General features: G+C 51.7%; 16 protein-coding genes. 10 read left to right on the top strand and 6 right to left on the bottom strand.

Features of this window, described 5'->3' with window-relative positions:
* Positions 1 to 112 precede the first annotated feature (112 nt).
* The 5 genes from ABJM21_RS11830 to ABJM21_RS11850 all read left to right on the top strand — a co-directional run bounded on the left by ABJM21_RS11830 (position 113) and on the right by ABJM21_RS11850 (position 5866).
* Positions 113 to 424 (top strand): TolC family protein, encoded by a 312-nt coding sequence (locus ABJM21_RS11830; RefSeq protein ID WP_348300946.1) that lies wholly within the window; start codon positions 113 to 115, stop codon positions 422 to 424.
* Positions 421 to 702: a TolC family protein gene (locus ABJM21_RS11835; protein ID WP_348300945.1), complete on the top strand. Its 282-nt coding sequence runs from the start codon at positions 421 to 423 to the stop codon at positions 700 to 702. Before ABJM21_RS11830 ends, ABJM21_RS11835 begins: the two co-directional genes overlap by 4 nt.
* Before the next feature lie 417 nt (positions 703 to 1119).
* The gene (locus tag ABJM21_RS11840) at positions 1120 to 2247 is read left to right on the top strand and encodes a DUF1611 domain-containing protein (RefSeq protein WP_348300944.1); all 1128 of its coding nucleotides are present in this window, start codon (positions 1120 to 1122) and stop codon (positions 2245 to 2247) included.
* On the top strand, positions 2222 to 3775 hold the full coding sequence (locus ABJM21_RS11845) for an ABC transporter ATP-binding protein (protein WP_348300943.1): 1554 nt from the start codon (positions 2222 to 2224) through the stop codon (positions 3773 to 3775). Before ABJM21_RS11840 ends, ABJM21_RS11845 begins: the two co-directional genes overlap by 26 nt.
* A 96-nt stretch (positions 3776 to 3871) precedes the next feature.
* The gene (locus tag ABJM21_RS11850; RefSeq protein WP_348300942.1) at positions 3872 to 5866 is read left to right on the top strand and encodes a serine hydrolase; all 1995 of its coding nucleotides are present in this window, start codon (positions 3872 to 3874) and stop codon (positions 5864 to 5866) included.
* A gap of 65 nt (positions 5867 to 5931) precedes the next feature.
* Here the strand turns inward: ABJM21_RS11850 and ABJM21_RS11855 are convergent, their stop codons facing one another.
* Both ABJM21_RS11855 and ABJM21_RS11860 read right to left on the bottom strand, forming a co-directional pair.
* A complete protein-coding gene (locus tag ABJM21_RS11855; RefSeq protein WP_348300941.1) occupies positions 5932 to 7197 on the bottom strand; it encodes an FG-GAP repeat protein in 1266 nt (421 codons plus the stop codon).
* 16 nt (positions 7198 to 7213) lie between these two features.
* Positions 7214 to 7837, bottom strand: a complete 624-nt coding sequence (locus ABJM21_RS11860; RefSeq protein ID WP_348300940.1) for a LysE family translocator — start codon at positions 7835 to 7837, stop codon at positions 7214 to 7216.
* Positions 7838 to 7954: 117 nt separating this feature from the next.
* Here ABJM21_RS11860 and ABJM21_RS11865 point away from each other — a divergent pair, with 117 nt between their 5' ends.
* A complete protein-coding gene (locus tag ABJM21_RS11865) occupies positions 7955 to 8428 on the top strand; it encodes an Lrp/AsnC family transcriptional regulator (RefSeq protein WP_348300939.1) in 474 nt (157 codons plus the stop codon).
* An 89-nt stretch (positions 8429 to 8517) separates the two neighbouring features.
* On the opposite strand, the gene ABJM21_RS11870 is transcribed toward ABJM21_RS11865, so the two are convergent.
* From ABJM21_RS11870 to ABJM21_RS11885, 4 genes are all read right to left on the bottom strand, one after another.
* The gene (locus ABJM21_RS11870) at positions 8518 to 9009 is read right to left on the bottom strand and encodes a nuclear transport factor 2 family protein (protein WP_348301675.1); all 492 of its coding nucleotides are present in this window, start codon (positions 9007 to 9009) and stop codon (positions 8518 to 8520) included.
* A 674-nt stretch (positions 9010 to 9683) separates the two neighbouring features.
* A complete protein-coding gene (locus tag ABJM21_RS11875) occupies positions 9684 to 9842 on the bottom strand; it encodes a hypothetical protein (RefSeq protein WP_348300938.1) in 159 nt (52 codons plus the stop codon).
* Positions 9843 to 10007: 165 nt separating this feature from the next.
* Positions 10008 to 10406 carry a metalloregulator ArsR/SmtB family transcription factor gene (locus ABJM21_RS11880; RefSeq protein ID WP_348300937.1) on the bottom strand — a complete coding sequence of 133 codons (399 nt, stop codon included), beginning with the start codon at positions 10404 to 10406 and terminating at the stop codon, positions 10008 to 10010.
* Positions 10403 to 11035 carry a peroxiredoxin gene (locus ABJM21_RS11885; protein WP_348300936.1) on the bottom strand — a complete coding sequence of 211 codons (633 nt, stop codon included), beginning with the start codon at positions 11033 to 11035 and terminating at the stop codon, positions 10403 to 10405. The genes ABJM21_RS11880 and ABJM21_RS11885 overlap by 4 nt, the downstream gene beginning before the upstream one ends.
* Before the next feature lie 101 nt (positions 11036 to 11136).
* Between ABJM21_RS11885 and ABJM21_RS11890 the strand changes: the two genes are divergently transcribed.
* Genes ABJM21_RS11890 through ABJM21_RS11905 form a run of 4 tightly spaced genes read left to right on the top strand, consistent with a single transcriptional unit; the run spans position 11137 to position 14205 of the window.
* Entirely contained in the window at positions 11137 to 12054 is a 918-nt protein-coding gene (locus ABJM21_RS11890) for an MBL fold metallo-hydrolase (RefSeq protein ID WP_348300935.1), read from the top strand.
* On the top strand, positions 12054 to 12494 hold the full coding sequence (locus ABJM21_RS11895; protein WP_348300934.1) for a YeeE/YedE thiosulfate transporter family protein: 441 nt from the start codon (positions 12054 to 12056) through the stop codon (positions 12492 to 12494). The genes ABJM21_RS11890 and ABJM21_RS11895 overlap by 1 nt, the downstream gene beginning before the upstream one ends.
* Complete coding sequence (locus tag ABJM21_RS11900; protein ID WP_348300933.1) at positions 12491 to 12898, top strand: DUF6691 family protein; 408 nt, start codon at positions 12491 to 12493, stop codon at positions 12896 to 12898. The genes ABJM21_RS11895 and ABJM21_RS11900 overlap by 4 nt, the downstream gene beginning before the upstream one ends.
* Before the next feature lie 29 nt (positions 12899 to 12927).
* Complete coding sequence (locus ABJM21_RS11905) at positions 12928 to 14205, top strand: FAD/NAD(P)-binding oxidoreductase (protein ID WP_348300932.1); 1278 nt, start codon at positions 12928 to 12930, stop codon at positions 14203 to 14205.
* The last annotated feature ends 7 nt before the right edge of the window (positions 14206 to 14212 follow it).

Genomic DNA, 14212 nt, shown 5'->3' on the forward strand with positions numbered 1-14212 from the left:
GAACTAAATTCCAAGGTGACCATTCGTGACGGACAACTGATACAAAAATGCAACTATGCCTTTGTCGCAACTTAGCTTTCCTAGTGGCGCTGACCACTGCGATCGCTCACTGATGATGCCATCCTGCCTAGGTCAGGGTTTATCAAATGCCTGCCTGCCATCTGATATTATTGCAGCAGAACGCCGTGTGGCTGCGGCTTTTGCCAGCCTGGATCAATCCAAAGCAGCACGCTTACCGCTAGTAACCCTTACCGGCAATCTGGGTGGAGTTTCAAACGATTTGGCGGACATATTGAACGGCCCCAACCTGATTTGGTCGATTATTGGTAATGTGTTGCAACCCATTTTCGACGGCGGTCTGCGCGATGCCGCGGTTGACGAGGCAGACGCCAACCAGCGGGCTGCCATGCGAGCGCTGCCTTGAATGCACTGCAAGAAGTAGAAGGCGGCCTTGATCAAACGCAAGTTTTACAGAAAAGGCAGCAGAATCTACAAGATGCAGCTGACAAATCGACAAAAGCTTATCGGTTGACCGAGCAGCAGTATAAGGAAGGCGAAACAGACCTTATTGATGTACTGAACATTCAACAAAGACTGTTTGAAGCACAACGCAATCTCGTCTCAGTCAAAAGGCAGAGAATTGATCAATGGACGGCGTTGAACCTGGCATTGGGCGGCGATTGGCAACCAACTGAAGAATAATAGAGCGCAAAACAGGTAACGCTGTTTAGATAGAAATTACAAAACAACCACGGAACGCTCTCCAAACTTGTCGCGTCAATGCACTCTCAAGATCGCCTGCGTTTGCTGAACGGCTTCACGCTATTGCGTTGATCATGAATCCGAATCGATCGATAGTAGGTAAAAGCGGTCTTATCGATCCCCGTTATATTACAGTTAGATGAATGGAAGTGACTGTGTTCATGAGCGATTAACGCAAATGTTCAGGTGGCCGTCATGAACATGAAGATCATGTGAATCCATAATGAAACTGCGCTTAAAGAACGCCTAACCCAGTTTACATCCAAGTCAATTTGCCGCGATCTGGCAGCGGGGCAATTACCGAGCTGTGATCGCAGGAGGATCAAAGCGGATTGCATTACAAGAAGGGTTATAAAGATGACAGTCGATAAAATAGAGACACTGAACTTCAAGACAGCGAAACGGGCTTTTGTTACCCGCAACGTTAATATCGAGGACGCGAAAGGGTATCGAAGTGATTTGAAACCGCGCAATGGCGATCTTTGCGTTGCCCGGGTGAAACAGCTTGGCCATCACCAAAGGATTGAGCAGACAGATGGTCGCCGCGCACGGATGTTCCCCGGCGATATGATCATCATCGCTTATTCCAACCGCTACGCCACTGATCAGTTTGAAGGCAAAGTCCCCGAGGCGGTCGAGCCATGTTCGCTGGTGGCCGCAGGTGGTATTGCCGCGACCTTGTTATCGCGCCACAGCAGCACGAAAAAGCCAACGGCGATCGAACCGCTCGGTATATTATGCCGGGAAGATGGCAGTGCGATGAATGTGATGGATTACGCTTTGCCAAAAGCTGCCATTGACCGCACTGTCCGTCCTCATATGGCTTTGGTGGTTGGATCTGGCATGAATGCCGGTAAGACGACGACCGTCGCGGCCATTATCCGGGTTGCGAAACGCGCTGGCCTTAAAGTCGGCGCGATCAAGATAACCGGCACAGGTGCAGGCGGAGATCTTTGGTTCTACAAAGACTCAGGCGCAAAAGTGACGATCGATTTCACCGATGCTGGCCATGCCGCCACGGTCGGGCTTAATCTGTCGCAGCTGCAAAATATCGCGGATACACTTTATGCTCAGGCGGCAAAATCCTGCGATATCATCATCGCGGAAATTGCCGACGGCCTGTTTCAGACCGAGACTGATCTGTTGATGAGGTCACCGAAATTCCAGAACATGGTCGACAGTGTCCTGTTCGCTAGCGGTGATCCGATGGGCGCGCTTGCCGGTGTCCGCCACTTGCGAGCGTTGGGATTAATCCCGAGTGCCGTTTCCGGTGCGCTTACTGCATCGGATTTGGCAGCCAAGGAAGCGGCGGCTGCGACTGGCTTGCCAGCGCTAACCCTTTCTGAGTTCGAGAAGAACGAGAAAGTTCTCAGTCTGATCATGAAGCCAGCGAAACCAGCCGAAACTGCAGCACCTGTCGGCATCACGACGGGCCTTGGACTTGCAAAGGATTTTTCCGATGAGCAGTTTGCCGCAATTATTTAACCGCACGCGCGGAACGATACTCTTTCAGCTTGTTCTGAATGGTTTCGCGCAAGCGGCTGCTATTGGCGGCATCGGTCTGGCGTTAAAATCGCAATTTGATGCCATGCAAGCTGTTGCCGATAGCAGTCTCGCCACTCTGGTTTCCCCCGCGATCATCATGGCCGGTCTGGCCATGGTGATCGCAGCCCTGAAATGGCGGGAACGCATCGATATGGAGCGGCTGGGTCAGGATTATGTTTTTGAAACCCGGATGCGGATTTTCAGTCACATCAACGGCATGTCCGCCCGCGGGATAGAAGAACTGCGCAAAGGCATTGTCATGCTCCGCTTTGTCAATGACCTGACCGCATTGCGTCAGTGGGTTAGCATGGGCATTGCCAGCGGAATTGTCGCGATGACGATATTAGTCGGTGCGTTGATTTTCCTTACCGTTATCAATCCGATGATCGGGCTGGTTTCATTCGCTGCAATGAGCGTGGGTATCATCGCAATCCTTTTGCTTGGCAAACGGGTTGATCGCACCATCCGCGAAGCGCGTCGTCGTCGCGGTAATATCGCTGGCAATATTGCAGAAAAGCTGGGCAACATGGTGATGATCCAGGCCTTTGGTCAGCGTCGGACCGAGCGCAAGAAACTCCGCCGCCAATCCAAGAGCCTGCAAAATGCGATGATCAATCGCGCGTCGGCAACCGGACTGGTTCGAGCACTCGGCTATCTGGTGGCCAGCATGACATTGGTCGCGGCCATGGGTATGGGTGCCTATGCTGTTTACAATGGTGTCGCCACGATGGGCGAGATTGTTGCCGCTTTTGGTATTGTTTCGCTAGCGGCTCCTGCCCTGAATGGGTTTGGCCGTCTGTTTGAATATTGGAAAAATGCCAGCGTTGCGCGAGAGAAAATCGGTTCGATCTTTCAAAAAGGGCCGGCCGTTGCGCTTTCCACGAGCCGCAAAGCATTAGGGCCGGTCCGTGGTGAATTACGCTTTGAAAATATCAGTTCCGGTTCGGTGATCGAAAATTTCAGCGCTTGTGCTGCACCGGGCGCGGTTATCGCGATCAAAGGCCGCAGCGGTACCGGCAAGACCACCCTTTTGCGTTTGGCGCAGCGGCTGATTGATCCGGATAGCGGTACGATTTTTTTGGATGGCCGTGATATCTTGTCCATCCGCACGGGCGAATTGCGCCGGACAATTTCGATTGCATCGCCATTGATGCCACTGATGCGTGGAACAATCTGGTCCAACATCGCCTATGGCTGCGCCAAGGCATCGGATAGCGATATTCAGGATGCAGCGCGGATTACCGGGATCATGATCAATAATCCCGACGCGGCATTGCATGCGGACCGCGCAGTGCATGAACAGGGCACTAATTTGAGCGCGGGTGAACGTGCGCGGATCATCCTGGCGCGCGCTTTGGTAAGCAAACCCAAAATTCTGCTGCTCGATGAGCCAGAGCAAAATCTTGACGAGCTCGGCATGGCTGCAATGCGCAGTATAAAATGGTTATCGCAGCTGAACAGCGAGTGATTTTTCGCGCTTGTAGAATGACAAAATGATGAACAGTTTTTGAGGACTAATATGACTATCAGATCGACGTTCAAAAATTTAGTTGCCATCGCTCTATTGAGCAGCTTTGCCACAGCAGGTGCGGCAAAAAAATCGGATGTAGACGATGGCCTCGCACCTGAGGCCACGGCCGAAGAAGCGACGCTCTCATTCAGGGATATTCCCGATCTCGACAAAGCCTTTATCGATACCACGCCGACCGACCGCAAGGACGCGCTCGCATTAGGTGAGTTGGGCGTCGATGGCGGCCAGAAAGACATTATCGTCAAGCTGGCTCAGGAGATGGCGGAAGGCAAACATGGTAGCTACGACAGCCTACTCATTGTCCACAAAGGCAAGCTACTGTTTGAGTCTTATTATTCTCGCGGCCGAGTCAACCTGCCGCACTATCAAGCTTCAACAACCAAGGCTTACACAAATTTGGCTATCGGCCGTGCGATCCAGATGGGTTATCTCACAATGGCAGATCTCGATAAACCTCTGACCGGCTTTCTAAATCAATTAGACCCCGAAAAATTTGTCGAAGGCGCAGAAAGAATCACCCTTCACAAGGCAATGACGATGCGTTCCGGTCTCCGCTTCAGTGAAGAACAGAAGGAAGAAATCAACCAGAACCCCGACTGGCTAAGAGGTCAGGGTCAAGTTCAGACGTATCTTGAACGCAGTGCGCCTATTTCGTCGGATTCTCAGAGCTTTCTTTATCAAGGACGGGATCCGCAGTTGGTGATGCAAGTGCTCGACGCCGTAGTACCAGGCACAGCCAAAGATTTTATCAAGACTGAACTCTTGGGGAAAATAGGCATTGCAGATCATATCTGGCGTACGGATGTAAGTGGCTTGCCGAGCGCCCCCTCCGGCGCCAGAATGACGTCGCGCGATATGGTCAAGTGGGGAATTTTGGCCAAGAATGAAGGCAAATGGAATGGCGAGCAGCTAATCCCAGAAAGGTTTATAGCTAGATCAACAAACAGCATTGTCCGCATAGGTAATGATGACATCTTCTTCACGGGAAACAACGTTTCCAACCCCAGCTATGGTTATTATTGGTGGCAGGCAGAAATGAAAGTCGGCGACAGGATCTATTTCACTAGATCGGCGCAAGGCGGTGGCGGCCAATATATCATTTTGATTGATGAGCTTGATCTGATGGTCGTTACCACCGGTCATGAAAGAGATGACAAAACCATGCAGATTACGGCAGAAAGGATCCTGCCTGCCTTTACCAGCCAGATCGCCAAATCTCGCGGAGGTCTTGCAAAGACTGAGTCTACAGAACTCAGGGGGCCGTATCTCGGGCAAACGCCTCCAGGTTCAACGCCCAAAGTTTTTGCTCCCGGAATTGTCTCGACAGAGCATCGTGATTTTAGCCCCTTTTTCTCTCCCGATATGAGGGAATTCTATTTTACAAGGAAGAATCTTGAATCTGAAAAATGGTCGCTAATTTCTTACAGATCAGAAAATAATCGATGGCGCGAGTCTGTCATAAGGCCAAGAGTGTGGCGCCCGAACATATCGCCAGATGGCAAGACCATGCATTTGGGTAAATATTATATGGAGCGCACTGACAACGGCTGGTCAGAAATAAAAAGCCTTGGCCCCATGTTTGACCGGGAAGACTTGGGTATCATGCGTTTATCAGCATCCGCCAGCGGCACCTATATCCTTGACGACTACAAAGGAGACAATGTCATTCGCATTTCCACGCTCAAGGATGGCAAACGCGAAGAACCCAGACCGCTTGGCAAAGAAATAAATACCGGAAAGTTGAATGCCCATCCCTTCATCGCGCCCGATGAATCCTACATAATCTGGGATGGAGAAAGAGATGGGGGATTTGGCGGGATTGACCTATGGATTAGCTTCAAACAGCAAGACGGCTCTTGGGGTGACGCTATCAACATGGGTCCGGAGATTAATACGATCGGCCGGGAAGCCAGTGCTTATGTGACCCCTGACGGAAAATATCTATTTTTCAACAGAACTGTACCCCCTGCAGAAGGGGATATTTATTGGGTGGACGCACAGATTATTGAAAACCTGAGGCCCAAATAAACGGGACCGAAAGTGGACGATTTCTTAGCCGGCCTGGACTGGATTCTTGCAGCAGCTCAGGTGCGTTAGTCGCCGTAAATATCAAATATGTAAGCTGAGCCTGCTTCATTGCCTTTGTCGTCATTGCGAGTGGCCGCTATCAGTGCAGCATTTTCAGAGAGCGCAACGCTCCAACCAAATAGATCACCGGCCGCGCCATCGGCAGCGGTAAGCTTGGTCTGAAGGTTCCAGACGTCGCCAGAGCGTTTGAACACATAAGCTGAACCCGAGTTCTCACCCTGATCGTCTCGATGCATAGCGCCAATTAACGCCGTATCCCCAGAGAGCCCAACATCGCGGCCAAATCTATCGTCCGCTGCTCCATCAGAGGCGGTGAGCTTCGCCTGCTGGCGCCAGCTGTTCCCGGTACGGGTGAAAATATAGGCTGAGCCCGCATCAACGCCCATAGTTTCGTCATCGTCTCGGCGGGCCGAGATTAAGGCGGTATCGCCGGACAGGGCCACTCGTACGCCGAAGATGTCGGTTTGTGCGCCGTCGGCAGCGCTAAGCTTGGCCTGCTGGCTCCAGCTGTCGCCCGACCGAGTGAAGACATATGCTGCGCCCGCATCAATGGCTTTTTCATCATTCAAATCAGCACCGACCAAGATAGTATTGGGGGAAAGAGCGACGCTGATCCCAAAAAGGTCACCATCTGCTCCGTCAGCTGCCGTAAGCTTTGCTTGTTGGTGCCAAGTTGTTCCGGAGCGTGTGAACACATAGACTGAGCCAGAGCCATTGCCGTTATCATCGTCATGCGGCGCGCCAATAACAAGAGTATCGCCGGAAAGTGCGATGCTTTGGCCAAATGCATCGCCCTCAGCGCCATCTGCAGCGGTGAGTTTAGTCTGCTGGTTCCAGGTCGTCCCGGAACGAGTGAACACATAGGCAGCGCCCGAGTTATCACCGTTTTGATCATGGCCTATAGCGCCAGCTACCGCGGTGTCCCCTGAAATTGCTACGTTACCTCCCAGAGTATCGCTTGGTGCCCCGTCACTGGCGGTGAGCTTCGCTTGTTGGCGCCAGATGGTTTCGCTACGTGTGAAAATATAGGCCGAACCGGCATCTATGCCGATATCTTCGTCGTCAGCTCTGAAAGCTCCTATTATTGCGGTGTCACCCGAGATCGCTACACTGAAGCCGAAAAAATCTTCTGATGCGCCGTCATCTGCAAGCAGCTTCTGCTGCTCTACCGGCTTAGCTGCAAGTACTGGAGCATATATCAGAGAAAGCAGCATCACGAAAAAGGTCACGCCACGATTTGCATTCGAGTGCAGAACAACATTGGTAGTCATGTTCTAGTTCCTATCATCAAAACGTATTTCTCAATGCCGCAACTGCGCTGATCACACCAACAGCGATCATCAGCAAGCCCGAAATGCGTGCCAAGTGCGCCTGTATCGGCCATTGAGCGAGTGAGCTCATCATGACTGCAGCTGAGACCATCCAAAGACTGAGGGTAAGAGCTGCAATTGTCAAAAATACAACGCCTAGTAAGGTTGCTTGGATGAAGATATTGTCTTCCAAGACAAGAAATTGAGGAAAGAAGGCGGCGTAAAAGACAAAGGCTCCGGGATGAAGAGCCGCCAGACCGAAAGCTGTAAGGAACAGTGATCGTGATCCTACTTGGGGCAGCTGATCGATATCGATATTGGACTTCCTCAATCCCTGCATCCCGATCCAGATCAGAAAAGTTGCACCAAGGACTTTGACCGCTGTTGCTAGGCTAGGCACAGCTTCGAGTAAAACACCAAGGCCGGAGAGCGAGAGTGCCATGGCCGTTGCATCTCCGAGGATGACGGCTGGAATCAGAAGAACACTTGCGCTGAGTCCATGAGTTTGAACTGACTGAATCGCGAACAAGACAATCGGTCCAGGAGAGATTGTTATCAAAAAACTGGTGACGCAATATGCGATCCATAGATCAATGCTCATTGTCTCTCATTCACAGGGTTGAGGAGCTATTTTTCTCATTTTTGTCGATAGATATCGTATATACTATAGGTACTCCAAGGTAATATTGAGTTTATTCCTTGGATTCGGAGATAATCTATGAAGCGACAACGACATCAGACAGGCCCGCTGGATGCGACGGACGCTCAAATCCTTGAACTACTTGTCGGCAATGCGCGATTAAGCTTGGCGGAGCTTGCTCGAAAAGTGGGTCTTTCCGCCCCAAGTGTGTCTGAAAGATTGAAACGGCTGGAAGAAGAGGAAGTCATCCAGAGCTATACCGCGATCATGAACCCTGTTGCGATCGGACTATCCGTCTCAGCCTATATTAGAATTCAACCAGTGCCTGGAAAGATGAAAAAGGTCCTAGCCATTGTCGAAGGTTTGGAAGAAATCGTCCGTTGCGACCGCGTTACGGGTGGTGATTGCTATATCGCGCGCGCACATGTTCAGTCTGTTGGTGACCTGGAAGCGCTTGTTGATGAACTATCTCCTTTCGCAATGACTGATACCTCAATCATTCAGTCAACGCCGGTTCCCTATCGATTGCCGGCCTTTCCGATCGATCGTTAGAGGGTCTTTCTATATCCCAAGTCCGAATGGAATTCGGGAGCGCAGCCACTTGATCGGTCATCTTGATTCTTTTCGTGGATCGGTAAATTCTACAGATCATCCACCGTCGTTTGCCAGTTTTTATCTTTGGGATTGTGAAAAGCCTCAAAGCCGATGTCGCCGCGCTGCTGATATTCGCGCCAGATTTTGATCTTTCCTTTTTCTAGCGTGATAACGGCAACGCCATGCGCAGCCGTTTTGCGACCACCATTTTTGAAGGAATATTCTCCGGCACCATAGCCAGTATCCGAATTGAACCAGATGTTTTGCCAGATCATTGTCGCGCCGGGTGTTATCCTGTCGAAAAAGATGCGAAGTTCTTCTGTACCTTGATACATCTGACGGTCAGGCGGCTCCGTGTACAAGGCACTATCTGCAAATGCGCTTAAGGCGAGTTCCGTGTCCTTCGCATTCCAACCGTCTGACACCTTGGACAGCAATTGTTCAAACTTCTGTTGGTTCATGGCCATCGATTGCTGCTCCAGCGGCGTCGCGGCACTGGCAGTACATCCTAGAAGGATTACACTAAGAAAAGTCATCATCCGCCGCACCAAGCATCTCCTTTCTATTGAGAGATAAGGGATACCCGCCAATTTCTGCAAAGCACATCTGATAACGAAGGCAAAGAACCTCCACTACCTTCGAAAGCAGGTTCGCATTGGCAGCTTGCCGGTTCAGCGGGATGAGCAGCGAGCTCTTCTTGGATTCGTTCCAGCAGCCATCCGCTCCTAGACAACCAAATCCCCTACATGCACCGCGACCTCTCTTATAGCGAACAGAGAATTATGCGGCATTCACGTGGATTATCCGATTCTAAAGTTCTCTGAGGTCACGAACTGAAGTATCATCACCCAGAATACGGCATAACCAGGCCATCTATCGCCATGATCGAAACCGCAATCTACAAAATATCAGATTATGAGAAAAAAGTGGTGCGCGACGCAGTCTGTGGCGAACGGGTCTCACGCAGTTTTTTCCTGTTTCTGGTAAATTTGCAGGGAAAATCACTAGTTACAAGTGTTTTCTAAATGTCCGCTTTTGCGCCCATAACGGAAGCTAGCGTCGTGTCTTCTTAAGCACCATCTGTCCTATCGATCGCTGACGGGGAACAGTTAAACAATAACGGCTAAGCGGGGTAACTGCGATACCGGTCTTGAAGAGCAGTACGGCGATGTCCGCTATATCCCGAAAGTCGGCTATAGACCATATCGAATGGTCACTCTTCCGGCTTAATATTCCCCGTCTCTTTCTCCCATATTTCTTTCGCCGCGACTGCCACAGCCTGACTTGTATCGGCCGTTGCTGCAGAGGCCTTGATCACGGCTTTTTGTCCCGAAAGCGCGGCCTTTTTCGCGACATCGGAATCAGACTTCAATTCCTTAATCTTTTTGAACAGGACGAATCCAAGTTCGACTTTCTCATTGGAAGCCTCCAACCGCTTGAACGCGATCTACTCGATCCTGGTCTAACGGCTGAAAAATTAACTTGCTCTCGTCGGCGACAGCTTTTGATGAATTGATCGGAAATGTTTCGGCAGCGTCTAGAGAATTTTGGCAAAACCAGCCGTGCCGGCGGTCGCCGACTTTCTTTTTTTTAACAATGCGTTAGGTATTGCAGCTGCCAAAAGTTGCTGCTTATCCGGCTCGTCCTTCAATATGACTTCCATGGTGTTAACGCACAGGCGTGCGGTATCATCGGCTAGTTCGTACCAAATTTGCTTTCCATCCCGGCGCGTTTTTACAATTTCAGCACGTCTGAGCGCCGCTAATTGCTGACTCAACGCAGGTTGTCCGATGCCCGTTGCGTTGTCGATGTCACTGACCGTACTCTCTCCGCCTGCGAGAAATGACAGGATCATCAATCGCTGCGGCTGCGCATAGACTTTCAATTTTTCGCTGGCGCGATCGGCCATTTCCCGGCTTTCGAAGAGCGCGGTCATTCCGGTTTCACCTTCCTGCAGAACCAGTCTTCACCATAATCAATATCCGCAATCGAGACTGGCGGCGGCGCAAGCAGATCATCGCCGGGCTGCCACCCCTCGGGGGTGAGAAATTCCCCGTCTGCAACCGTTTGCAAAGCGGTGAGCAGGCGGATCATTTCATCGACCGATCGCCCGACATTATAGGGGTAACAGGTCGTTGCCCGAATGGTGCCCTCCGGATCAATGAAGTAACTTGTTCGCATAGCGATAGAGTCCGTTGCATTGTCGTCGATCATCCCAAATGCTTTGCCGACGGCCATGCTTGGATCTTCAACAATCGGAAAGGATATTTCCGCCCCGTATTGTTCCTGAATGACGCGAACCCAAGCGAGATGCGAGTATAGACTGTCAACCGATAGACCAACCAGAGCGCAATCCAGTTTTTCAAAGGCGTCGGCTTTGCGCGCGAGCGCAACAAATTCGGTTGTGCATACTGGCGTAAAATCAGCCGGATGGGAGAAGAAAATCAACCAGCGACCACGATAATCGGACAGCTTGATCGGGCCATGTGTGGTGCGTGCCTCAAAGTCCGGTATCTTGTCGCCAACGCGCAGCATTGCTGGGGTATTTGGTTGTTCTTCTGTCATCAAGTCTTCCTCTGGCACCCGTTTGGCATCGCCGTCCCATTGACGCAACACGTATAGTGTATTACATGATTTATGTAAATATGAATATAATAGGATATCCGATGACCGACCCAGTACTTACCCATGCGTCGAATCAAGTGTCTTCGGCGCAACGGAACATCCCGATTATCAAGGCATTTTTTGACGAACCGACCTTCACGGTCACCTATGTTGTCCACGACGAAGAGACGAAAAAGGCAGCGGTCGTCGACAGTGTTTTTGACTTTGATGCCGCGTCAGGACGAACGTCTTTCGATTCAGCTGACCAGGTGATCAACTATGTGAAAGAGCAAGGCCTGGAGGTTGAGTGGCTTCTGGAAACGCATGCCCACGCGGATCATCTTTCGGCAGCACCCTACTTACAGGAAAAACTTGGCGGAAAAATTGCCATTGGCGAGCATATCGTCACTGTCCAGCAGGTGTTCGGCAAGCTGTTTAATGCTGGAACGGAATTTCAACGCGATGGGTCGGACTTCGACCATCTTTTTACCGATGGCGACACGTTCAACATTGGCAATATTGATGTGACCGTCATGCATGTTCCCGGCCACACACCGGCTGACATAGCCTATGTGATCGGCGATGCGGTGTTTGTTGGCGATACCATGTTCATGCCTGATTATGGCTCTGCACGGGCCGATTTCCCGGGTGGTGATGCGCGGCAGCTATTTCGTTCGCTCCGCCGGATATTGGAGCTTCCCAGAACCACGCGCCTCTTCATGTGCCACGATTATCTGCCGGAAGGACGCGACCAATATGTTTGGGAAACCACGGTCGCCGCACAGCGGGAAGGCAATATTCATGCCCATGACGGGGTGAGCGAGGATGACTTTGTCAAGATGCGTACCGCGCGTGACAAAACGCTCGATATGCCGCGTCTGATCCTGCCATCGGTCCAAATCAATATGCGTGCGGGTCATCTACCGCCTGCCGAGGATAATGGTGTGCGCTATCTCAAACTTCCGCTGAACGGCGTCTGATGCTCGCCGCTTTTCCTCACGCAATGCCGGTTGAAGGCCTCATTGGAGGTCTGATGATCGGGATCGCTGCGGCCCTGATGCTGCTTGGCCTTGGCCGTATCGCAGGCGTCAGCGGACTTGCCGCACGGGCGACAGGCATTGCGGACAGCGGTGCGCCGAGAAACATTGCGATAGCTTTCGTTATCGGTCTGCCTTTGGGCGCGTTTTTGGTGTCGCTTGCAACTGGCGGCGTCGTAACGCGGTTTCCACCATCGGTGATCCCGATGATTTTGGGCGGCTTGCTCGTCGGGTTCGGCACGCGGGTTGGTTCGGGATGTACCAGTGGTCACGGTGTCTGCGGGATGTCGAGGCTCTCGCGGCGCTCGCTCACTGCAACAGCTATATTTATGGCCAGTGGTTTTATAACGGTGGCGCTGATGCGCTTTGGTGGTTTGTTATGATCCGCCTTGCAATAGCCCTTGTCGCCGGGAGCATATTCGGCGCTGGCCTTGCCTATTCCGGCATGTCCGATCCATCGCGGGTTCAGGGCTTTCTTGATCTGTTTGGTAGTTGGGATCCAACGCTCGCCTTTGTGATGGGTGGAGCGATCATTCCAATGGCTATTGCATGGTTTATTCAGCGGCGGGTCGAAAAGCCATTTGCAGACGCTCATTTTTCGTTACCCGGAACAGTAAATATAGATGGCAAATTGGCGATTGGAGCGGTTCTTTTTGGCGCTGGTTGGGGCATTAGCGGCCTCTGCCCCGGTCCGGGACTGGCCGATCTGGCCATCAATCCTCTGCCAGCTTTAGCGTTCGTTATCGCCATGCTGGCGGGAATGGCTGTGCATCGCGTTACCAATTGATCCATGAAAATCACCGGGAAGGATGTCTAATGGCAAGTGATGGGAAAATTACGAAATCAGGCGCAGCAAAGGAGCAAAGCAGGTTCAACATCGTCATTGTCGGTGGTGGTTCAGCGGGCATTGCAACCGCCTCAAGCATATTCAAACGCAACAAAAAAGTAAGCCTGACAATCATAGAACCGTCTGACGTTCACTATTATCAGCCCGGCTGGACAATGGTTGGCGGCGGTATATTCTCCGTGGACTTCACCAGGCGTGAGGAAAAACGCCTGATCCCCGGTCGTGCCAAATGGATCAAGGCCGCAGCAGAAGCATTCGATCCCGACAACAACCTTGTTGTCACCGCTGATGGCCAGCAAATTGGCTATGATGTGCTCATCGTTTGCCCGGGAATCAAATTGGATTGGAAGGCGATAGAGGGCTTGCCCGAAGCCCTGGGAGAAAACGGTGTCACCTCCAACTATCGCCATGATCTCGCGCCTTATACAAATCAGCTGGTCGAGGACCTAGCGAAGGGCCGCGCGCTCTTCACGCAGCCGCCCATGCCGATCAAATGTGCCGGTGCACCGCAAAAGGCGATGTATCTATCCTGCAGCCGGTGGGAGAAGGCGGGCATTTTGCACAATATCGATGTGCAGTTCCACAATGCCGGCGGGGTACTGTTTGGTGTGAAGGAATATGTCCCAGCGCTGATGGAATATGTGGAACGCTATAATGCGCATCTGAACTTTGAATCAACGCTTGTTGCTGTTGATGGCGAGGCCAAGATCGCGACTTTTGAACAAAAAACCGGTGACAAAACGAAGCGCGTCCAAGAAACATTTGACATGATCCATGTCGTCCCACCCCAATCCGCTCCCGATTTCATTCGATCGAGTCCGCTGGCAGCAGAAAACGGGTTTGTCGATGTTGACCAGGCAACATTGCGACACATAAAATATCCAAATATTTATTCGCTCGGCGATGCCTGTAGCGCGCCCAATGCCAAAACCATGGCGGCGGCGCGCAAGCAGGCTCCAGTGGTGGCGGTGAATGCGCTAGCCGCTTTGGAAGGCAAGCCGCCCGCAGCCGATTATGATGGCTATGGAAGCTGCCCGCTGACAGTGGAAAGTGGCAAGATCGTTCTTGCGGAGTTCGGATATGGCGGCAAGCTGTTGCCCAGCTTTCCTACCTGGCTAATCGATGGAACACGCCCCTCTCGGCTTGCATGGTTGTTGAAAGATACGATACTGCCTCCAGTTTACTGGCACGGAATGCTCAAGGGGCGCGAATGGATGGTCAAACCGCATCAAATTGACGCGGATTGACGCACAG

The organism is Parasphingorhabdus sp., assembly GCF_039977335.1.
In the GTDB taxonomy this organism is placed as follows: domain Bacteria; phylum Pseudomonadota; class Alphaproteobacteria; order Sphingomonadales; family Sphingomonadaceae; genus Parasphingorhabdus.